A 20,481-nucleotide genomic window follows, 5' to 3' on the forward strand; every position below is an offset into this window, starting at 1 on the left:
TGTTAATTAGTCGTAAAGATTTATGATCGTCGGCAGAATAGCTATGTTTACCAGGAGCAATATAATGAGCGCTAAAAGCATTACCCTGAAGGATCTCGAAAAGTACGGCATTCATGACGTCGCTGAAGTTGTTTATAACCCAAGTTATGAGCTGTTATTTCAGGAAGAAACCAAGCCAGGTCTTGAAGGTTATGAACGCGGTACCGTTACTACATTAGGTGCTGTTGCTGTTGATACCGGTATTTTTACAGGACGTTCCCCAAAAGATAAATATATCGTTCGCGATGATGTCACCCGTGATACCGTTTGGTGGGCTGACCAAGGTAAAGGTAAAAACGATAACAAACCAATGAGCCAAGAGGTTTGGAGCAGCCTGAAACACTTAGTGACTGAGCAGCTATCAGGCAAACGTTTGTTTGTTGTGGATGCATTCTGTGGTGCGAACGCAGATACTCGTCTGAAAGTCCGTTTTATCACTGAGGTTGCATGGCAAGCTCACTTCGTGAAAAACATGTTCATTCGTCCATCTGATGAAGAGTTAGTGGGTTTTGAACCAGACTTTATCGTGATGAACGGTGCAAAATGCACAAACCCGAATTGGAAAGAGCAAGGTCTGAACTCAGAAAACTTTGTTGCTTTCAACTTAACTGAGCGTATGCAGTTAATCGGCGGTTCTTGGTACGGCGGCGAAATGAAGAAAGGTATGTTCTCTATGATGAACTACCTGCTGCCATTAAAAGGCATCGCATCAATGCACTGCTCTGCAAACGTTGGTGAAAAAGGCGACGTTGCAATTTTCTTCGGCCTGTCTGGTACAGGTAAAACCACATTGTCTACAGATCCAAAACGTAAGTTAATTGGTGATGATGAGCATGGTTGGGATGATGACGGTGTATTCAACTTCGAAGGCGGTTGCTACGCGAAGACTATCAACCTGTCTAAAGAAGCTGAGCCAGACATCTATGGCGCCATCAAACGTGATGCGTTATTAGAAAACGTCATGGTATTGGCTGACGGTTCAGTTGATTTCAATGACGGTTCTAAAACTGAGAACACGCGTGTTTCTTACCCTATCTATCACATCGAAAACATCGTAAAACCAGTTTCTAAAGCGGGTCATGCGACAAAAGTTATCTTCCTAACGGCAGATGCATTCGGTGTGTTACCACCAGTTTCTCGCTTAACGCCAGAACAAACTCAGTACCACTTCCTGTCTGGTTTCACGGCGAAGTTAGCAGGTACAGAGCGTGGTGTGACTGAACCAACTCCAACATTCTCTGCATGTTTCGGCGCAGCATTCTTATCTCTGCACCCAACTCAATACGCGGAAGTATTAGTGAAGCGTATGGAAGCCGCAGGCGCGAAAGCATACTTAGTCAATACTGGTTGGAACGGTACAGGCAAACGTATCTCTATTAAAGATACGCGTGCAATCATCGATGCAATCTTAAGTGGCGATATCGAAAAAGCGGATACCATCAAGCTGCCAGTGTTTGATTTAGAAGTCCCAACAGCATTACCGGGTGTGGATACTAATATCCTTGACCCACGTAATACTTACGCTGATAAATCTCAGTGGGATGAAAAATCTAAAGACTTAGCGGATCGTTTCGTGAAAAACTTCGATAAGTACACGGATACCCCAGCAGGTGCAGCACTGGTTAAAGCCGGTCCTAAACTGTAATTTCGGGTAGTACAGATAAAAAAAGGCTCTACAACGATTGAAGATAACATCATCGTGTAGAGCCTTTCCCATTGGTGTTAGCGTTTACTTACCTGAAAAGTTATTCCGCAGCAGGCAAGTCAAAAACTAAAATTTCACTGTCTTCATCAGCTTTTATCGTTAGTTGATTTTCTTGCCAAATGGCTAAACCATCGCTAGTCGTTGCTTTCTGCCCATTAACTTCAATGTTGCCTTTAACGACTTGGATCCAAACAACGCGTTTTTCTGCGATGTCATAGGTGCTTTGCTCATTAGCTGGCAATGCCCAGCGCCATAAGGTCATGTCTTGGTTAACTTTGAGCGAACCATCGCGTGCATCTGGTGATAACACCAATTGCTTACCACTTGTCGAATCAAAGCGTTTTTGCTCGTAACGTGGTTCGATGCCATTTTTATCTGGAATGATCCAGATTTGATATAAACGCAGCTCTTTTTCATTGCTTGGGTTGTATTCAGAGTGACGAACACCTGTTCCCGCGCTCATGATTTGGAACTCACCCGCAGGGATCTGTTCCATATTGCCCATGCTGTCTTTGTGCTCAACGGCACCATCCAGCACGTAGGTTAATATTTCCATGTCTTTATGAGGGTGAGTACCAAACCCTTGTCCCGCAGCGATGTAGTCTTCATTGATGACTCTTAACGCTGAGAAACCCATAAATTTTTCATCGTAATAGTTAGCGAACGAGAAAGTGTGCCAGCTGTCCAGCCAACCGTGGTTTGCGTGTCCACGTTCATTTGCTTGGCGTAAATAGATCATTGAGTCATCTCCTTAAAAGCGGATATCCAATTTTCATTGGGCTCTTGCTTAACTTGTTGATGACAGTTTAGCCAAATTGTAGAAAGAGAAAAGTAGGCGGTATTAACCATAGGATCCAAAAAATTTGAATAAGATTCTGGGGTATCACCAAGATGATTTACGGTATGAAATGGTAAGTTTGGGCGGGTGAGAATATGTGCATCAATAGCGAGGGGTAGATAAAAAAATAGCCAGCATACGCTGGCTAAAGTAAACACTGGAAGCAATGTGAGCAATGTCGTACCTCCTACAAGAGACTGACTAAGTTAAGTCGCCTGCGGAAGATGTGATAATGATAATAGTTATCACTATCGTTTGTAAAGAGTTATTTTTAACCAATTTTAGATTTATTTAAACTCAATGCTCAACTGCCTGATTTGGTTGAAATTAAATAATATCCATTATTTTTCAATGGATTAAATAATTTCATAAAAGTGTGTACGATTAAGCTTGATGGGGTAAGTTTTCTGCACAAGCAGAAGCGGAACTCCACGCCCATTGGAAATTGTATCCCCCTAACCAACCCGTCACATCCATCACTTCGCCAATAAAATAAAGTCCGGGAGACTTGAGCGATTCCATGGTTTTGGATGAAATTTCATGGGTATCAACGCCGCCAAGGGTGACTTCCGCAGTACGATAACCCTCTGTGCCGTTGGGTTGTACTTGCCAGTTATGCAATAAGTCATCGAGAGCGTCAATCTGTGCGTGGGTGAGTTGCTTGAGTGGACAATCTGGAATCTGTCCAAGTTGTTGTAAGATCTCAATTAAGCGTTTAGGTAACAGTGTCGCTAAGGTATTTCTGAGTGATTGATTAGGGCGCTGTTGTTTCTCATTGGTCAGAAATTCCCCCAATGAAAGCTCTGGAAGTAAGTTAATACTCACATACTCGCCGGGTTGCCAGTAATTCGAAATTTGTAAAATTGCCGGGCCTGATAGCCCCCTGTGGGTGAACAGGATATTTTCTTTAAATAGCACACCGCTGGCGGATGTGACGGTTGCCGCCACGGAAACCCCGGAAAGGGCTTGCAGTGCCTCAAGTAGAGGTTTGTGTAAGGTAAAAGGAACGAGTGCAGCACGGGTAGGGATGATGCTGTGCCCAAATTGCTCGGCAAGTCGATAACCAAACGGAGTTGCTCCTAAGCCTGGCATTGAAAGTCCGCCAGTTGCAACCACCAATAAGTGAGTATTTACTTGATCTCCGTTCACCGTGACAACATAGCCGTCATCCGTTTTGTCGACTTGGGTGACTTCACTGCGTAGCTTGATAGTGACATTGGGCTGATCACACTCACTTTTCAGCATATCGACGATATCTTGCGCACTATTATCGCAAAATAGCTGTCCTAGGGTCTTTTCGTGATAAGGAATCTGATATTTGCCAACAAGCTCAATAAAATCCCATTGTGTATAGCGAGCAAGTGCTGACTTACAAAAATGAGGGTTAGTCGAGAGATAGTTATTGTGATCGGCGTACATATTGGTGAAATTACAGCGTCCACCGCCGGACATCAAAATTTTACGCCCTAATTTTTTACCGTTATCCAGTACAAGGGTATTTAAACCGCGCTTACCAGCGAGTGAAGCGCAAAATAATCCGGCCGCGCCTGCACCTAAAATAATAACGTCAATATTTCTCACAATCAGGGTTCTCTATATATATTTGATTTTTATCGTAATTACGAATATTTGTGCCGCTATTTTACGCGATTTAACGTAGGTTGTAATGCAGCGGATCATCGAAGAATTAATGAAAAGTATGGTAGACGTATTATAATTAGGAAAAATCGCGAAAAAAGACTATTTCCCCCAGATTTTCACAAATTATCATAAAAAAAGTTTCAAAAATTCAGAATAACTTTAATTGTGGTAACTGGATGATATTAAAGGGATAGTTTGTATTTGATGATTTTTTGATTGGTATTTAAATCAAAAAAAGGTCAGATTTCGCTTCCACCGCTAGCGTTTGTCACTGATAATGCGCCGCGTTCATGTCCAACCAATAATGGCTTAACGTCTATGCTACATCTTTTTACAGGTTTAGAATTTTACACAGGTCTATTGTTAGTTCTAGCACTGTTATTTGTGCTGTTCTATGAGGCGATTAACGGATTCCATGATACTGCTAACGCGGTCGCAACGGTGATTTACACCCGAGCAATGCGCGCTCAGTTCGCGGTTGTCATGGCCGGGGTATTTAACTTTTTCGGTGTCTTGCTGGGAGGGCTGAGCGTGGCATATGCCATTGTTCATCTTTTACCAACAGACCTTCTCCTTAACGTGAGCTCTGCTCACGGCCTTGCAATGGTCTTTTCATTGCTACTGGCTGCTATCATCTGGAACCTTGGAACCTGGTATTTAGGTATTCCAGCATCAAGTTCTCACACGCTGATCGGTGCCATTATCGGTGTTGGTTTAACCAATGCGATAGTGACTGATACATCGGTGGTTGATGCGCTGAATATTCCTAAAATGATCAGTATTTTCATGTCCTTAATTCTTTCTCCGGCTATCGGTTTTGTGATTGCAGGACTGATGATTTTCATGTTACGCCGTTATTGGAGCGGAACGAAAAAACGTCGCCGTATTCACTTAACGCCAGCTGAGCGTGAGAAGAAAGATGGTAAACGCAAACCACCATTTTGGACGCGTACTGCATTGATCCTGTCTGCTGTCGGCGTGAGCTTCTCTCACGGCGCGAATGATGGGCAAAAAGGTATCGGTCTGATTATGCTGGTGTTAATTGGTGTTGCACCAGCAGGCTTCGTCGTTAACATGAATTCAAACGGTTATGATATCGCGAGAACACATGATGCGGTGGTTCATCTGCAACAATACTATGAAACACATAAACCAGCCTTAAACCACGCAATTGAAAATACGCCTATGATGGCGGAGAACAAGCCAGAAGAAGGCGAGTTCCATTGTGACAGTTCGCGTACGCCAATTATCTTAAATCAAGCTCAGAAGATGCTCAGCGGCATTCAGAGCTATGATGAGTTAACACCTGACCAGCGCAACCAAACTCGTCGCCTGTTAATGTGTATCTCCGATACTGCGAATGCCGTGGCGAAGTTACCAGAAACTAGCGCAAAAGATGCGAGCTTACTGAAAAAGCTGAGTAATGACCTGCTGTATACAGTTGAGTATGCACCGTTATGGATTATCGTTGCCGTTGCGTTAGCACTGGCACTGGGTACCATGTTCGGTTGGCAGCGTGTTGCGGTGACTATCGGTGAGAAAATCGGTAAGAAAGGTATGACTTACGCACAAGGCGTATCGGCTCAGGTCACTGCGGCGGTATCTATCGGTGTGGCAAGTTATACAGGTATGCCTGTTTCAACAACCCAAGTTCTCTCTTCTGCGGTAGCGGGTACGATGGTGGTTGATGGTGGTGGTGTTCAGAGTAAAACGATTAAGAGCATTGCGCTTGCATGGTTACTGACGCTTCCTGTTTCCATCATTCTGTCTGGTGTACTGTACTGGATTGCGTTGAAGATTATCTAATCAACGTTAGATAAGACAAAAGCATTCTAGAATAGTGATGATCGGTTTCCGGTCATCACTATTTTTTTGCCTTGAATAAAGGGGATAACAAACGTGAGGTTAATTGGCTATCACCATATAGACCAAACTCACAACGACTAAAATGCTTAATCGGCTGATCAACATAAACTGCTTGCGAATACGTTCACAACGGAATATCACATCAGGATCGTAGTGCTCAAGATATTGTTTGGTATTGATATAGCGGACAAGGCGTAATTGCTTGTTAAGCTGGCCGTGAGTCGTGAAAAAGCCATTACCATCAACGGATTGATAAAGTAGAGGATCCGAATCCCTCAGAATAGATAATAAAACGCGAATAGAAGAAAAATAGCGCATCATATTTAAGATGCACAAAATGCAGAGTGCCCAAAATAATGCAATTACACTGAACATAATCCCCTCCTTAGAACGAACCTAAATTGCCCCGTTGTCACTAAAGGAAATACCGCCAAAATATTGCACTAACATCATTTATTTTCATTGTAGGGCATGTCGTTACTTAAACACAATTCATTGCTTAAAAAAAGTGCAGATGGTTCAAATTTTGACTTCAAAAAAGTGGGCATCATAAACTGTTAATTTACAGATTGTTGATTACACTTACTGGCATTGCGGTAATTCGAATTTTGAACCGATATATATTAATATTGAATGAATGATGTTATTGTTTTATCAAATGTTCTGTCTTCTAATCCTTAAAAATTAATCTGCTAGATGTGATCAAAACGACACTTAGTTATCGCGATTAGCAGGTATAGTATATTCATAAGATATTGGTGAACGTCGTTAACCACCAGTTAAATCAGCATTTGGAAGGAGTTTACTTATGGCTTATAAACATATTCTTGTCGCGGTTGATTTATCACCTGAAAGTAAAGTTTTACTGGATAAAGCAGTTTCTATGGCGAAACCGTACGGAGCCAAAGTCTCTATGATCCATGTTGATGTTAATTACTCGGATCTGTACACCGGCCTTATCGATGTGAATTTAGGTGATATGCAACAACGCATCACTGACGAAACTCGTAATTCACTAAGAGACCTTTCCGCAGGTGCGGGTTATGACATCCAAGAAACCCTTAGCGGTAGTGGTGATTTAGGTCAGGTGTTAGTGGATGCTATCAAAAAATACGATATGGACTTAGTTGTTTGCGGACATCACCAAGATTTCTGGAGCAAGCTGATGTCTTCGGCTCGCCAGTTAATCAATACCGTTCATGTGGATATGCTGATTGTGCCACTGAATGACGAAGAAGAATAATTCGTCACAGGTAAATTGAAATATTATTCACTGAAAACGCCTGCGTATGCAGGCGTTTTTTTTGTGACAAAATAATCGTCTGAAGGGAGTGATTGGCAGGTCAAGCAATTTTTTTTTCAAATGAGTAAAAAAAAACCTTGAATTGAGAATATAAACTAATGATATATTCAATAGGCAAACACAAATCGACCTCACATTTCCTAAAAAAAAAGATAAGAAATAGTGAGGCACCTCACAACAATATCCACATTGAAAAAGGAAGACAAAGATGGCGCAAACACTATCTTCATTCTTGGAGTCTGTCCAAAAAAGAGATCCTTCACAGCCTGAATTCCTACAAGCAGTGCGTGAAGTATTCACTTCTCTTTGGCCTTTCATTGAACAAAATTCAAAATATCGCGATCAAGCACTTCTCGAACGCTTCGTTGAGCCAGAAAGAGTGATCCAGTTCCGCGTATGTTGGATGGACGATCAAGGCAAGGTACAAGTTAACCGCGCATGGCGTGTTCAATTTAGCTCTGCGATTGGTCCATTCAAAGGCGGCATGCGTTTCCACCCATCCGTTAACTTATCCATCCTGAAATTCTTAGGTTTCGAACAAACCCTCAAAAATGCACTCACAACCCTACCAATGGGCGGAGCAAAAGGCGGTTCTGACTTTGATCCTAAAGGAAAAAGCCATGGTGAAGTGATGCGTTTCTGCCAAGCATTAATGACAGAACTTTATCGCCACTTAGGGGCTGATACTGACGTTCCTGCTGGTGATATCGGTGTAGGCGGTCGTGAAGTTGGTTTTATGACTGGGATGATGAAAAAACTGTCTAATGACACCTCTTGCGTTTTCACCGGTAAAGGTCTGTCATTTGGTGGTAGCTTAATTCGTCCAGAAGCAACCGGTTACGGTCTTGTTTACTTCACTGACGCGATGCTCAAACGCCACGGTTTAGGTTTTGAAGGCATGCGAGTGGCTGTTTCAGGTTCGGGTAACGTTGCTCAGTACACCATTGAAAAATGTATGGAATTAGGTGCAAAAGTCGTTACTGCATCCGACTCTAGCGGTACTGTCGTGGATGAAGCCGGTTTCACCCCTGAAAAACTTGCACGCTTAGAAGCTATTAAAAACAACTACGGTCGTGTTGAAGAATACGCGAAAGAGTTTGGTTTAACTTACTTAGCGGGTAAACAACCTTGGGGCGTTCCAGTGGATATCGCACTGCCATGTGCAACACAGAACGAACTGGATGTAGAAGCGGCTAAAGTGCTGATCCAAAACGGCGTTAAAGCTGTCGCGGAAGGCGCAAACATGCCAACCACTATTCCTGCAACTGAGCTATTCCTTGAAGCAGGTGTTCTATTTGCTCCTGGTAAAGCAGCTAACGCTGGCGGTGTTGCAACTTCCGGTCTGGAAATGGCGCAGAACGCAGCACGCTTAAGCTGGAAAGCAGAAAAAGTGGATACGCGTTTACACCACATCATGTTGGACATTCACCACCACTGTGTTGAATTCGGTGGCGAAGCCAAACAAACCAACTACGTCCAAGGCGCGAACATTGCTGGCTTTGTTAAAGTCGCTGACGCTATGTTTGCACAAGGCGTTGTGTAAGGTTTAACTCAAAACGTAAGCGAAAGGGCGGTCGTGCAAGTTTGTCTGTGATAAACCGTACAAACGCCCTTCGCCGTTACGTTTTAACCGCTGTGTTTAATACAGGGATAGATATCAAATCGATGGCTTTTGGTTGTGACTGCTGAAGGTGCTTTTTGCCCCGCAAGCGGTTCGGCGTAATCCGGTCGCTTAACCACAACACGGCGTTTTGCCAGCGCAATGGCTGGTGCCAGTAAAGAATCTGCATCATCATCAGCCCCGACCAATGACTGAAACACCCGCATCTCTTTTTTCACTAATGCACTTTTTTGCCGATGTGGGTACATCGGGTCGAGATAAATCACGTCCGGCGCTTCAGTAATTTCGGCTAATGCCGTAATGCTCGATGCGTGGATCAATGACATGCGTGATTGTAGCCATTCCCCAATTTCAAGGTCTTGATAACCACGTTGTAAACCATCATCAAGCAGTGCAGCTACCACTGGATGACGCTCTAACATTCGCACTTTACAGCCCAAAGCCGCCAGTACAAAAGCATCGCGCCCTAAACCTGCTGTCGCATCAATCACATCGGGCAGATACTCTTTTTTGATCCCCACCGCTTTAGCAACCGCCTCACCGCGTCCACCACCAAATTTACGGCGATGTGCCATCGCGCCCGAGACAAAATCCACAAAGATACCGCCTAATTTGGGCTCATCCATTTTGCGTAATTGCAGGTTTTCGGGGGTCAACACCAATGCCATCAAGGCGTCAGGTGTATGTGTGAGTTGCCATTTTTCAGCAAGTTGGTTGAGGGTACCGATATCGGCACCCTCTTCACAGATTAATTGGATAGCAATCTTATCAGCCATGAATACCGTAGCTCTTCAACATCGCATCTAACTCTGGTTTACGACCACGGAAACGCTCGAACAGTACCATAGGCGCTTCAGAACCCCCGCGACTTAAAATATTGTCGAGGAAGGACTGGCCAGTTTGGCGATTAAAAATGCCTTCTTCAGAGAAGCGAGAGAACGCATCAGCAGCCAACACATCCGCCCATAAATAGCTGTAATAACCCGCTGCGTAGCCGCCGGCAAAAATGTGACTAAATGCGTGCGGGAAACGTCCCCATTTTGGTGATGGTACCACGGCAACTTTTTCTTTGATGGCGTACAGCGTTGGCATCACTTGCGCGCCTTTTGCTGGGTCATATTCCGCGTGTAAGGTGAAATCAAACAGACCAAACTCAAGCTGGCGCAGTACAAACATCGCCGACTGGTAGTTTTTCGCGGCTAACATGCTTTGTAGCATATCGGCTGGTAAGGATTCACCAGTTTCATAGTGACCAGAGATAAACTCAAGGGCTTCAGGTTCCCAGCACCAGTTCTCCATAAATTGGCTTGGTAATTCAACGGCATCCCATGGAACCCCATTGATACCCGCCACATCGGCCACATCAACCTGGGTCAGCATATGGTGCAGACCATGACCAAATTCGTGGAACAGGGTGATGACTTCATCGTGGGTAAATAAAGCAGGCTTATCCCCTAGCGGCTTATTAAAGTTACAAGTTAAATAAGCCACAGGATTTTGCAGCGCACCATCTTTATGCACCATACGGCCCACGCAATCATCCATCCATGCACCGCCGCGTTTGTGCTCGCGAGCATATAAATCGAGATAGAAGCTACCGCGCAGGGTATTAGTATCATCATACAGCTCGAAGAAACGGACATCATTGTGCCAAGTTTCAACATCATGGCGTTCTTTAGCCGTTAAACCATAAATACGGTGAACCACTTCAAACAGCCCATTTAATACGCGCTGCTCTGGGAAATAAGGGCGTAATTGCTCATCATTAAGTGAGAATTTATGCTGTTTTTGTTTTTCGCTGTAATAGGCTAAATCCCAAGATTCGAGGGTTTCAACACCATAATTTTCTTTCGCGAATGCGGTCAGTTCCGCGAGTTCTTCTTTACCTTGCTGATGAGCGCGGTTAGCTAAATCATTCAGGAAACCTAAAACTTGCTCAGGGGATTCTGCCATTTTGGTGGCGAGGGATTTTTCGGCAAAGTTTTTAAAACCAAGCAGTTGAGCCAGTTCATGGCGTAACGCCATTAACTCATCGATAAGTTCGCTGTTATCCCATTTACCTGCATTAGGGCCTTGGTCTGAGGCGCGAGTGCTATAGGCATAGCTCATTTCGCGGCGTAGCTCTGCATTATCGGCGTAGGTCATGACTGGCAGGTAGCTTGGCATATCTAAAGTCAGTAAATAACCTTCTTCACCTTTAGATTCCGCCATGGCTTTTGCTGCGGCGATGGCGCTTTCTGGCATACCTGCCAGTTCGCTTTCATTTTTAATGAGTTTTGACCAACCCATTGTGGAATCTAGGACGTTGTTACCAAACTTAGAGGCGATCTCCGATAAACGTGCGACGATTTCACCATAACGTTGCTGTTTTTCAGCAGGTAAACCAATACCGGACAGCTCAAAATCACGCAGGGTATTCTCAATAGATTTACGTTGAGCTTGGCTTAATTGATTAAATCCAGCGTCTTCTTTGAGGGATTTATAAGCTTGATACAGTGGCTCATGTTGTCCCATCCATGTACTGAATTCGGACAGTAATGGGAGGCATTGCTCATAAGCTTCACGTAGTTCAGGGCTATTTTTAACAGAATGCAGATGGCTTACTGGGGACCAAACGCGGGAGAGTTTATCGCTCGCTTCTTCTAATGGTTGGCACAGGTTGTCCCAAGTATAGTGGCTGTTGGCTGCCAGAATATTTTCAACGGTTTGGCGATATTCGCCTAAAACATGCTCAACTGCCGGGAAAATATGTGCAGGTTCAATATGTTCAAAACGGGGTAATGCGGAATCGGCTAATAATGAGTTTGTCATAAAAAAACATCCTTGAATGCAGGCTTGCGCTCGGGAGCCAAGGCTTACTGTGCTGACAATGAAAGTGTTGGCGGGGTGACTATTTGTGAAATCAGCGCGCCGTATGTAGACATGAATAAGTATATGGGGGCAATTGTACAAACCTCAATATCACATTTGTGCTTTTTGTTATCAGTTTTTGAGAATGGTTGGCATTATTGGCGTGCATCAATAATTTGAATGGTTGTTCTCACAATACCTTGGAAAATAAATAATTCAGTTTATAATCGAACACCTACCAAATAGAGGAAGATCGTCGTCTCCGGTGAGGCGGCTGGATTTCAAATCCAGTTGGGGCTGCCAGCAGTCCCGGGCAGGTTCGACTCCTGTGATCTTCCGCCACTCAAGTTCAATACATTTCCACTGAAGTCAATTAAACCCTTTAAATTCAACATATAAAAGCAATTCATAGTCAACCCAGTTCAACTGGGGTTACCCCACATCAACCTCCAATTGGGGGTGTTAATCGGGGGTGCATTTAGGTAAGGTATATCTTGCACCCCCAAATTCTCATTTTCTTGTAATAGATAGGGCTTACGGAGGTTTTGTTATGGCTCTGAGTGATATAAAAATTAAAACGGCAAAGCCGCTAGATAAGCCCTACAAACTTTCTGATTCAGGTGGGTTATATCTGATAGTTAATCGCAATGGCTCTAAATATTGGAGAATGAAGTATCGCTTCGCAGGCAAAGAAAAAATGCTTTCTATTGGTGTCTACCCGCAAGTGACATTAGCTGAAGCAAGAAATCAACGCGATGATGCGAAAAAATTGTTGGCTCAAAATAAAGATCCAAGTGAACAAAAGCAATTAGCACGATTAGAAAAGCACTTAGCTTCTGAAAGTACCTTTGAAGCAGTCGCTCGAGAATGGCACACCTCTAAAGCGGATCGTTGGTCACTACGTTATCGTGATGAAATTATTGATACCTTTGAAAAGGATATCTTTCCTTATATTGGTAAGCGCCCGATAGCAGAGATTAAGCCCTTAGAACTACTGGAAACCTTGCGTAAGATGGAGAAACGCGGAGCCTTAGAGAAGATGCGTAAAGTCCGTCAGCGCTGTGGTGAGGTCTTTCGCTATGCAATTATTACCGGTCGAGCGGAATATAATCCAGCCCCTGATCTGGCTTCTGCTCTAACTCCACCTAAGAAACAGCATTTCCCATTCTTAACAACTGAAGAGTTACCTTATTTCTTGAAGGATCTAGCCGGTTATACAGGCAGCATAATCACTAAAACTGCCACTAAAATTATTTTATTAACGGCTGTTAGAACGCAAGAACTCCGCTTTGCTCGTTGGCAGGATATTGATTTAGAAAAAGGGATTTGGGAGATACCTACTGAAGTGATGAAGATGAAGCGACCGCATGTTGTACCACTATCAAAACAGGTGGTCGAGCTGTTTAATTCACTCAAACCACTGTCTGGGCATTATGAGCTTGTGTTTATAGGCCGTAATGACCATAGAAAACCAATCAGTAAGGAAAGCGTAAATCAGGTTATTGAGTTGTTGGGGTATAAAGGAAGGCTAACAGGACACGGCTTCCGCCACACAATGAGCACAATCTTACATGAAAAGGGATATAACTCCGCATGGATTGAAACCCAGCTCGCGCATATCGATAAAAACGCGATCCGTGGTACGTATAACCATGCTCAGTATATGGATGGACGCAGAGAAATGATGCAGTGGTATGCGGATTACATGGATGAGTTGGAGGCGAGTTTGAATAATGTGGTTAGTGTGAATTTTTGACAATAAAGGGATACTATGACAACTAGGAGATAGTTGGAGTATCTACTATAACTATTTTTGTAATAAATTATTTTTTACTGGTTTTATATACAGTGTTGTTGTATTGTGAATCTAGCGTGGGTTCACGTTAAGTAGTAGCAAAGCTTTCCATTATTATTTAGATCCATTATGTTGTAATTGATAAATTTGGGTAATGGAAAGATGGCTGCTATGGTTAAATTGCACGAAATCAGCCCAAGAGAGCAGGTAGGGCGAGATGTAATTGAGAGATTTAATGCTCAAATTAGAGCTGCGAGTATGGCTTGTTTTTCAATCTTGGAAGGGAAAGATACTAAAAAAATTTATTGCGAATTTCAGGATGATTTTGTTATTGAAAAAGTTATTGGAGACACTACTAAATATGTTTTTGTCCAAGTAAAAACTAAAAGAAAACTTAGTGATATATGGAGCATAAATGATGTTTTTGGAATATTGAAAAAAGAAACAAAAACTAAGGTTCAGTCAGATGAGAGTATCCGTAATAGCTTTATTGGTAGACTTTTACAGCATACTATTAATTTTCCTGATACATGCGATAAAGTTGTATTTATGACGAATACGCATGTAGATGATGATATAGATACTCTATTGTTAGACCTTCGTAATAATTTTAGTGGAAAACATAGTAAGGTATTAATTGATAGATTTAATAAATGTTTTCATGATAACGGTAATATAGAAAAAAATATTTTTAGTGATGAAGACATAAGTTTTAATTTAAAAAAGTTAGAGATAGAAACAGATGTTGAGTACTTGAAAGAAAAATTTGATGCATTTTACTCTATTGCAAGGGACTCAATATATAAATATAGCGAAATTGATTTGGAATATAATGAAGTTACCAAAATAATAATATCATTATTATTTTTAGTTAATAAAAAATCAAGTGCAAAAATTGATCTTTTAAATCAAAAGAATATTGAAAGTAATTCAGGTATTGGTATTGATGAATTATTGGAAGTTCTTAGTATATCCCGTAAAGCTTATCATGATTTACTTGATAGTGGTGATCAAAATGCAATTAAATCAGCATCTATTATTGAGCGAACGTTACGACGTGCTGGTGCTTCTGATGAGCAAATTTTATTTTGTTCAGATTGTAAAATAAAATGGGATGTCTGGATTAGAAGGAATAGACATATTCTAAGTGGAATAGACATTATTTCTATTGATAGTTATTTTCAAAAATATTTAAATGAACTCTCTAAGGGGAGTATGATTATTGATTTTGTTTTTATCAGGGAGCTTGTTTATAAATTAAAGGAAGATTTGGTAAAAAATGAATTATTATTTGATATAGATGATGATATTATTTTAGGGGGCATTTTTTCTAAGATTATAGGATATAAGAAATGAATAGTGATGAATTTTTTGACTCAATGTTAAATAAAAAAATAGAGATTGAATTCTCTAAAAATATGGATATTTCATCTATTGGGCTTAGTAATGAGGCGTTATTCCAACTTCCATTTATTGCAATGATAGTATTATTAATTTCTACCGATAGAAGAAAAGCAGATCTCTCTGAGGTTGGTAATTTGGTTGGAGAATTGATTGAGGAAACTATGAGTGGTTTTAAAAAATCATCTCAGCATCTTAGTTGGTCAGCAAATTTAAGAATACGAACAGTTGCTGCTCTCAATTTTTTGGAGTTAAAAAATTTAATTTTTATTAACAACAATAATAAAATCCATTCTACTAATTTAGGAAATAAAATTATAGAAAGAGTTTATAGCTATGAAACAGATTTAGCTTATAATTTAGGTTTAATTAAACGAGCATATAGAAATAATTTAGTAGATAAAAAACTAGATGGTGAACTTATATGAAGTTATTAAGCTTATTCCTTAAAGGAAGGAAAAATATTGGACTTGAGTCAGACGAATTAATTTTTGGAAAGGAAGTTACTGAGCTTTATGGTCCTAACGGTAGTGGAAAAACACCATTAATTCAATCAATTATATTTTGTTTGGGGTATCCCTGTAAATTTAGAGATGAAATTTATCGGTCATGCCAGTATGCGAGGCTGAAATTTGAAATTAATGATAAAATCTATATCTCAGAGAGAGAGTTTTCTAATGAATTTATTTTGAATTTATATTTTGATGGAGTGGTAAATCGATTCTATAATGAATTAGACTATTCGAAATTTATTTTTGATTTACTGAATATTAATTCTCCTTCCTTAATTACCACTCAGAAAAAACAGACATATCCATATCTATCTTCAATTTTACCTATTTATTATCTTGACCAAGATAGTGGTTTTTCTAGGTATTATAATGCTCCGGCTAATTATATTAAAGATCAGTTTTCTGAGATGTTAAGGTTAATTTTTCAATTACCAGAAAAAAACTCATTTGAAAAGAAAAAACTTTCTATAGATCTGGATGCCGAAATTAAATATCTAGATGAATCATTGGTAGTACAGAGAAAAAATATTGATTTAATAAAAAAGGAAATCAATGATGAACAAGGTAACAAAGAAAAATTAGAGATTCAAATAAATGAGTTAAATGAAGAGTTAGATAATTTAAAGAATAGCTCTTCAGTAAAAAATGATGCTATTTTAGGTATGGATAAGTTAATATATGATTATAAAAAAAGCAAAAATGAATTACAATTTAGAATTGGAGAACTAAAAAAAAGGAGTGAATCATTAGATAGAATAAAAAATGAAATTAATATAGAGATAAACACACTGAATTTAAATGAAGAGGCTAAAAGAGTATTTATATCTTTTGAGGAAATTTGTTCTTCTGCTAATTGTGGCCTTTTTAGTAAGAGCACAGAAAGTTATGCAAAAAATCTTTTATATTTAAAAGATCAAATCAAGGATATAGACCGAAGTATCAATACAGGAAAAATGAATATTGACGGTATTATTCTTGAAATATCTCAACTAGACTCATTGATAAAACAGGCACAAAAAATAAAATCAGATTTAGTAGAAGATGAGGGGTTTTCTTCTATTATTGAGACAGTATCTACGATCACTGCACGGGTTTTTGAATTACAGCAAGATAAAGAAAAACTGATAAAATTAGAAAAAATGGAATCTATTTATATTGAATATTCAAATAAAAGAGATTCTGCATTGGATAGAAAAGAATCAATTACTAAAAACTTTACTAATTTACCTAAATTAATAAAGATAAAGAATCAATTAAGAGAATTATATATTAAATGGCTAGATATAATGAATACTACAAATGTTAATAGAAACATATCTTTTAAAGATGATTTTAGTCCGATATTAGGAAATGAATCGATAGAACAGTTAAAAGGTAGTACAAAAGTTAGAGCAATTCTAGCTTATAGAGCATCATTAATTGAAACTATAGCTATGAGTGATCAAAAAGCATTCGAGTTTATCATACTTGATACCCCAAAACAGCATGAAATACACCATGAAGATATAGATGAGTTTATGAAAAATATGAAGGCGTTATCTAAAAAATATAATTTCCAAATTATTTTCTCATCAACTGAATATCTATTTTCTTGTGATGAAGATGATTGTTTATGGAAACCAATATATCCAGGGGAAAAACATAGTATGTTTTTGAAAAGTATTTGATTATATTATTTTTTCATAAAAATAATATAGCTAAAATATAGTGATCCCCAATAGTTAGGAGTCTTTTATTTTGGCTTTAGTCAGTTTAAGTCGTGTTAGTGCTTTAAACATAAAATAACTTGTTATACGTGTTATTTTCGAAGATTATGCTAAGGAAAACACCTTTCCGTTACGATATAGATGTTCAAGTTAATATTCGTAACCTAAGTAAGGAAAGGTGTTTATGGGCATTAAAGCACAAAGCCCCAGCCAGAGTTTTGAGCAAAAAGTTTTTCCTGATTGTGCCGCTCAGTGAGTTATTCTCAACAGTTAAACCCCATAAGCTCGAGAGAAATTTTCAAACGATTCAGTTAGATGATAAAAATCTGCATTAGGATCATTTTTGACTTCTTGGTATCTAGCTATTAGTTTCTCGATGAGCCTATCAGGTGTTGGATGTGATGTTGGATCATTTTTTGCACAATAGAAATAAAATAAAGCTTTTTCTAGACAAGGGACACTTAATTGGCGAGCATTTTTAGAGGGCGTTCAGAATTCTGTGTCACGTTAATTTAATAATTACAACGTTATCACATTATCGAGACGTCCTTCAAAATATATCGATAACTGAGATAGTGCTAGATTCCAATTTTGGATTGGCATCGTCCACTTCTCCTGTGCATTAAGCAAGCCAAGATACAGCAGTTTTAATAGGCTATTTTCGTTGGGGAATGCCCCTTTGGTTTTCGTCAGCTTACGGAATTGACGGTGTACAGATTCGATAGCATTTGTTGTGTAAATAACCTTGCGGATGCTTTCGGGGTAACGGAAGTAAGCAGATAAATTGTCCCATTTTCGGCGCCAGCTTTGGATAACTACAGGATATTGCTGCCCCCATTTAGCATCTAACTCATCCAATGCGGTTTCTGCCGCTTCCTTTGAGACGGCTCGATAAACAGGCTTAAGGTCTGCCATAAACGCTTTATGATGTTTTGACGCAACATATTTGATTGAGTTGCGAATTTGGTGAATGACGCACAACTGAACTTCCGTTTGAGGGTAGATACTATTAATTGCATCAGGGAAGCCTGTAAGCCCATCAACACAGGCAATCAGAATATCTTTTAGCCCTCGATTTTGCAGGTCAGTTAACACGCTGAGCCAAAAATTAGCGCCTTCACTTTCAGAGAGATACAGACCAAGTACGTCTTTTTTGCCCTCTAAATTGAGGGCGAGAACAGTGTAAACCGCTTTGCTCACATAGCGACCGTCTTCTTTCACTTTGTAGTGAATGGCATCCAGCCAGATAAAGGGATAAATCGCCTCCAAAGGTCGCTGCTGCCACTGCTTAAGTTCAGGGATAACTTTATCGGTCACCGCGCTAATCGTGGCAGCGGATACGCTGAATGCATACAAATCTTCAATTTCTCGGCTAATATCCGTGTAGCTCATACCAAGGGCAAAAAGACGTGTGATCTTGTGTTCAATCTCATTAGATAGCGTCGTTTGGTGTTTTTTCACCAATTGCGGTTCGAAAGAGCCATTGCGATCGCGTGGGGTTGCTAGTTCAAAGTTACCTGTTGGGGTTTTAATCGTCTTTTTGGTTGCCCCATTTCGACGATTAGCTTCAATGTCATTGAGTAAATGAGAGTCTAATTCGGCGGATAATGCAGCTTCTGTTAGCTGTTTAATCAATGGGGTCAGGATACCGTCTTTACCGGTCAAAGCCTGCCCCTCTTGAAGTGCTTTTAGGGCTTTATCAAAATCGAAAGGTTGTGTCATCAGTCATTCCTTTTTGAGGTAGTTTACTGGAATGACACAGAATTTCTAACACTCCCCATTTTTATTTAAAAAATCAAATGCGTAATTCCATTCAAATTCGGATAATAATAATCTATTTAGACAGAGAGACTTCAAGAAATCATCGTTAATATTTTTATCAGTCAATATTTTTAGACAATAAAAAAATGCCTTTTTATTATCTAAAGAAGTCAACTCAGATAAATAGTCAAGTAGATCATTTGCTGGATCATCAAATGACCTTGGGTCTACATAACCATAGGTTATATAATTATTTATGCCTACTAATATTTGTTCAATACTTTTATTTTTTTTCGCTCATAAGTTGTACTTATTATTTAAAAGCCCCAGCTTCGACCGTAGATAAACGTTTCGAGCCATCTGGCAGGATGGTCCATGTACCATAAACTCTAACATTTCCTTTTGAGCCATTAATAACAATGGATGTTCTTCTATTTGTAGCAGTTACATCATTAGCAGATTTTAGTAATTTGTTGATAATCATTGAATTATTTAAAGGTGTGTCTGGTATACCTGCATTATTTAACACCTTATTCATATCTCTTGATTTTCCAACATTATGTATTTTACTTTCTAGTATTCGTAATTTATCAAAATTATTAAGATCTTTAGCAAACTGACTTTGATTTTTTACTTGCAGATCTTTAAGTGCATTATAATCTGCTTTTAATGTTGTTAAATCACCAGATGCTTTATCTCTTAAGTATAATTCAATCTTATCTACAGGTATTGCTGTGTCACCTTTTACTATTGTTGCGTGGGTTTTGCCATGAGCATCGGGTAACCATTTAATACCGCTTTCCATTTGAGCAACTTTTTGAATGGTTTTTGCTGCTGCGCCTGAGACAACAACACTGGTTCCTATATTGCCTAACATTTTTCCTTGCAAAGATCCAACCATCTGTCCTGCAACCTCTGGATCGTTAACTAGCGCATATTCATATAATTGATCCCATTCAGTAACGGATATTTTAATTGCATCATAATTCTTATCATAGTTCCAGACTGCTGTTGTTAAGTCAGCAACAGCATCTATTGGGTTTAGAATAGTATTGATAGTACCCTCTATACTTTCTGATATCCCATCTTTCAAGCCATCTTTAGCTCCTTGTTCCCTACCTTTTCTATAGACATCTTTTTTATTCTGGTCATCACCATAGACTGCATCTAGATCAATACCATCTACCTGTTTTTGTATACTGGACTCAATGTCTTTCTGTTTTCGACCAGCCAAGTTAAAGGCATTATTCTCAACAACAACTCATTCCATTGGGAGTTAGCCAGATAAAACCATTTTTCTCTAGTATATTCAGTTAGTTATAAGTATGTTTTCCAGTGCATTTTGGCCACCTAGCCCAAGATCCCCAATGTGCGTTTTCTGAATTTATGAGACATATTTCCACTGTACTTTGTAGTAAAGCAAAAACACCGACGACTAAAGAT

Annotated in this window: 15 protein-coding genes and 1 tRNA gene; 9 read left to right on the forward strand and 7 right to left on the reverse strand. The window is 39.8% G+C overall.

All coding sequences use genetic code 11. The annotated features are described in order from the left end of the window. Window positions 1-64 precede the first annotated feature (64 nt). Window positions 65-1,684 carry a phosphoenolpyruvate carboxykinase (ATP) gene (pckA, locus tag ACY3ZI_RS00490; protein ID WP_036950089.1) on the forward strand — a complete coding sequence of 540 codons (1,620 nt, stop codon included), beginning with the start codon at window positions 65-67 and terminating at the stop codon, window positions 1,682-1,684. A 100-nt stretch (window positions 1,685-1,784) separates the two neighbouring features. Here pckA and ACY3ZI_RS00495 read toward each other — a convergent pair whose 3' ends face one another. After that, on the reverse strand, window positions 1,785-2,483 hold the full coding sequence (locus ACY3ZI_RS00495; protein ID WP_211887970.1) for a pirin family protein: 699 nt from the start codon (window positions 2,481-2,483) through the stop codon (window positions 1,785-1,787). A 483-nt stretch (window positions 2,484-2,966) separates the two neighbouring features. Then, complete coding sequence (locus tag ACY3ZI_RS00500) at window positions 2,967-4,163, reverse strand: BaiN/RdsA family NAD(P)/FAD-dependent oxidoreductase (RefSeq protein WP_487375798.1); 1,197 nt, start codon at window positions 4,161-4,163, stop codon at window positions 2,967-2,969. Between the two features lie 378 nt (window positions 4,164-4,541). Between ACY3ZI_RS00500 and pitA the strand changes: the two genes are divergently transcribed. Beyond that, a complete protein-coding gene (pitA, locus tag ACY3ZI_RS00505) occupies window positions 4,542-6,029 on the forward strand; it encodes an inorganic phosphate transporter PitA (protein WP_036950148.1) in 1,488 nt (495 codons plus the stop codon). 99 nt (window positions 6,030-6,128) lie between these two features. Here the strand turns inward: pitA and uspB are convergent, their stop codons facing one another. Next, on the reverse strand, window positions 6,129-6,464 hold the full coding sequence (gene uspB, locus ACY3ZI_RS00510; RefSeq protein ID WP_036950083.1) for a universal stress protein UspB: 336 nt from the start codon (window positions 6,462-6,464) through the stop codon (window positions 6,129-6,131). 433 nt (window positions 6,465-6,897) lie between these two features. Here uspB and uspA point away from each other — a divergent pair, with 433 nt between their 5' ends. Both uspA and gdhA read left to right on the forward strand, forming a co-directional pair. After that, complete coding sequence (gene uspA, locus ACY3ZI_RS00515) at window positions 6,898-7,332, forward strand: universal stress protein UspA (protein ID WP_036950081.1); 435 nt, start codon at window positions 6,898-6,900, stop codon at window positions 7,330-7,332. 268 nt (window positions 7,333-7,600) lie between these two features. Beyond that, complete coding sequence (gene gdhA, locus ACY3ZI_RS00520) at window positions 7,601-8,935, forward strand: NADP-specific glutamate dehydrogenase (RefSeq protein WP_154627298.1); 1,335 nt, start codon at window positions 7,601-7,603, stop codon at window positions 8,933-8,935. 83 nt (window positions 8,936-9,018) lie between these two features. On the opposite strand, the gene rsmJ is transcribed toward gdhA, so the two are convergent. Both rsmJ and prlC read right to left on the reverse strand, forming a co-directional pair. Next, the gene (rsmJ, locus tag ACY3ZI_RS00525) at window positions 9,019-9,789 is read right to left on the reverse strand and encodes a 16S rRNA (guanine(1516)-N(2))-methyltransferase RsmJ (protein WP_487375799.1); all 771 of its coding nucleotides are present in this window, start codon (window positions 9,787-9,789) and stop codon (window positions 9,019-9,021) included. After that, a complete protein-coding gene (prlC, locus tag ACY3ZI_RS00530; RefSeq protein ID WP_487375800.1) occupies window positions 9,782-11,824 on the reverse strand; it encodes an oligopeptidase A in 2,043 nt (680 codons plus the stop codon). Before prlC ends, rsmJ begins: the two co-directional genes overlap by 8 nt. A gap of 286 nt (window positions 11,825-12,110) precedes the next feature. On the opposite strand from prlC, the gene ACY3ZI_RS00535 reads away from it, so the two are divergent. From ACY3ZI_RS00535 to ACY3ZI_RS00555, 5 genes are all read left to right on the forward strand, one after another. Then, a tRNA-Sec gene (locus ACY3ZI_RS00535) sits at window positions 12,111-12,205 on the forward strand. A 208-nt stretch (window positions 12,206-12,413) separates the two neighbouring features. Beyond that, window positions 12,414-13,619, forward strand: a complete 1,206-nt coding sequence (locus ACY3ZI_RS00540; RefSeq protein ID WP_487375801.1) for a tyrosine-type recombinase/integrase — start codon at window positions 12,414-12,416, stop codon at window positions 13,617-13,619. Window positions 13,620-13,820: 201 nt separating this feature from the next. Then, window positions 13,821-15,014: a dsDNA nuclease domain-containing protein gene (locus tag ACY3ZI_RS00545; RefSeq protein ID WP_487375802.1), complete on the forward strand. Its 1,194-nt coding sequence runs from the start codon at window positions 13,821-13,823 to the stop codon at window positions 15,012-15,014. Then, window positions 15,011-15,487, forward strand: coding sequence for a hypothetical protein (locus ACY3ZI_RS00550; RefSeq protein ID WP_336432278.1), 477 nt, complete (start codon window positions 15,011-15,013; stop codon window positions 15,485-15,487). Before ACY3ZI_RS00545 ends, ACY3ZI_RS00550 begins: the two co-directional genes overlap by 4 nt. Continuing rightward, window positions 15,484-17,238 carry an AAA family ATPase gene (locus ACY3ZI_RS00555; RefSeq protein WP_487375803.1) on the forward strand — a complete coding sequence of 585 codons (1,755 nt, stop codon included), beginning with the start codon at window positions 15,484-15,486 and terminating at the stop codon, window positions 17,236-17,238. The genes ACY3ZI_RS00550 and ACY3ZI_RS00555 overlap by 4 nt, the downstream gene beginning before the upstream one ends. Before the next feature lie 558 nt (window positions 17,239-17,796). Here ACY3ZI_RS00555 and ACY3ZI_RS00560 read toward each other — a convergent pair. Both ACY3ZI_RS00560 and ACY3ZI_RS00565 read right to left on the reverse strand, forming a co-directional pair. Next, complete coding sequence (locus ACY3ZI_RS00560) at window positions 17,797-18,999, reverse strand: IS256 family transposase (RefSeq protein WP_487375804.1); 1,203 nt, start codon at window positions 18,997-18,999, stop codon at window positions 17,797-17,799. A 352-nt stretch (window positions 19,000-19,351) separates the two neighbouring features. Next, window positions 19,352-20,272 carry a hypothetical protein gene (locus tag ACY3ZI_RS00565; RefSeq protein ID WP_487375805.1) on the reverse strand — a complete coding sequence of 307 codons (921 nt, stop codon included), beginning with the start codon at window positions 20,270-20,272 and terminating at the stop codon, window positions 19,352-19,354. Between the last annotated feature and the right edge of the window lie 209 nt (window positions 20,273-20,481).

This window comes from Providencia sp. LY12 (assembly GCF_057621555.1).

Bases quoted from the DNA above. Each gene is read 5' to 3' on its own strand.
- pckA (WP_036950089.1), top strand. From the start codon at position 65: ATGAGCGCTAAAAGCATTACCCTGAAGGATCTCGAAAAGTACGGCATT.
- ACY3ZI_RS00495 (WP_211887970.1), bottom strand. From the start codon at position 2,483: ATGATCTATTTACGCCAAGCAAATGAACGTGGACACGCAAACCACGGT.
- pitA (WP_036950148.1), top strand. From the start codon at position 4,542: ATGCTACATCTTTTTACAGGTTTAGAATTTTACACAGGTCTATTGTTA.
- uspB (WP_036950083.1), bottom strand. From the start codon at position 6,464: ATGTTCAGTGTAATTGCATTATTTTGGGCACTCTGCATTTTGTGCATC.
- uspA (WP_036950081.1), top strand. From the start codon at position 6,898: ATGGCTTATAAACATATTCTTGTCGCGGTTGATTTATCACCTGAAAGT.
- gdhA (WP_154627298.1), top strand. From the start codon at position 7,601: ATGGCGCAAACACTATCTTCATTCTTGGAGTCTGTCCAAAAAAGAGAT.
- rsmJ (WP_487375799.1), bottom strand. From the start codon at position 9,789: ATGGCTGATAAGATTGCTATCCAATTAATCTGTGAAGAGGGTGCCGAT.
- prlC (WP_487375800.1), bottom strand. From the start codon at position 11,824: ATGACAAACTCATTATTAGCCGATTCCGCATTACCCCGTTTTGAACAT.
- ACY3ZI_RS00540 (WP_487375801.1), top strand. From the start codon at position 12,414: ATGGCTCTGAGTGATATAAAAATTAAAACGGCAAAGCCGCTAGATAAG.
- ACY3ZI_RS00545 (WP_487375802.1), top strand. From the start codon at position 13,821: ATGGCTGCTATGGTTAAATTGCACGAAATCAGCCCAAGAGAGCAGGTA.
- ACY3ZI_RS00550 (WP_336432278.1), top strand. From the start codon at position 15,011: ATGAATAGTGATGAATTTTTTGACTCAATGTTAAATAAAAAAATAGAG.
- ACY3ZI_RS00555 (WP_487375803.1), top strand. From the start codon at position 15,484: ATGAAGTTATTAAGCTTATTCCTTAAAGGAAGGAAAAATATTGGACTT.
- ACY3ZI_RS00560 (WP_487375804.1), bottom strand. From the start codon at position 18,999: ATGACACAACCTTTCGATTTTGATAAAGCCCTAAAAGCACTTCAAGAG.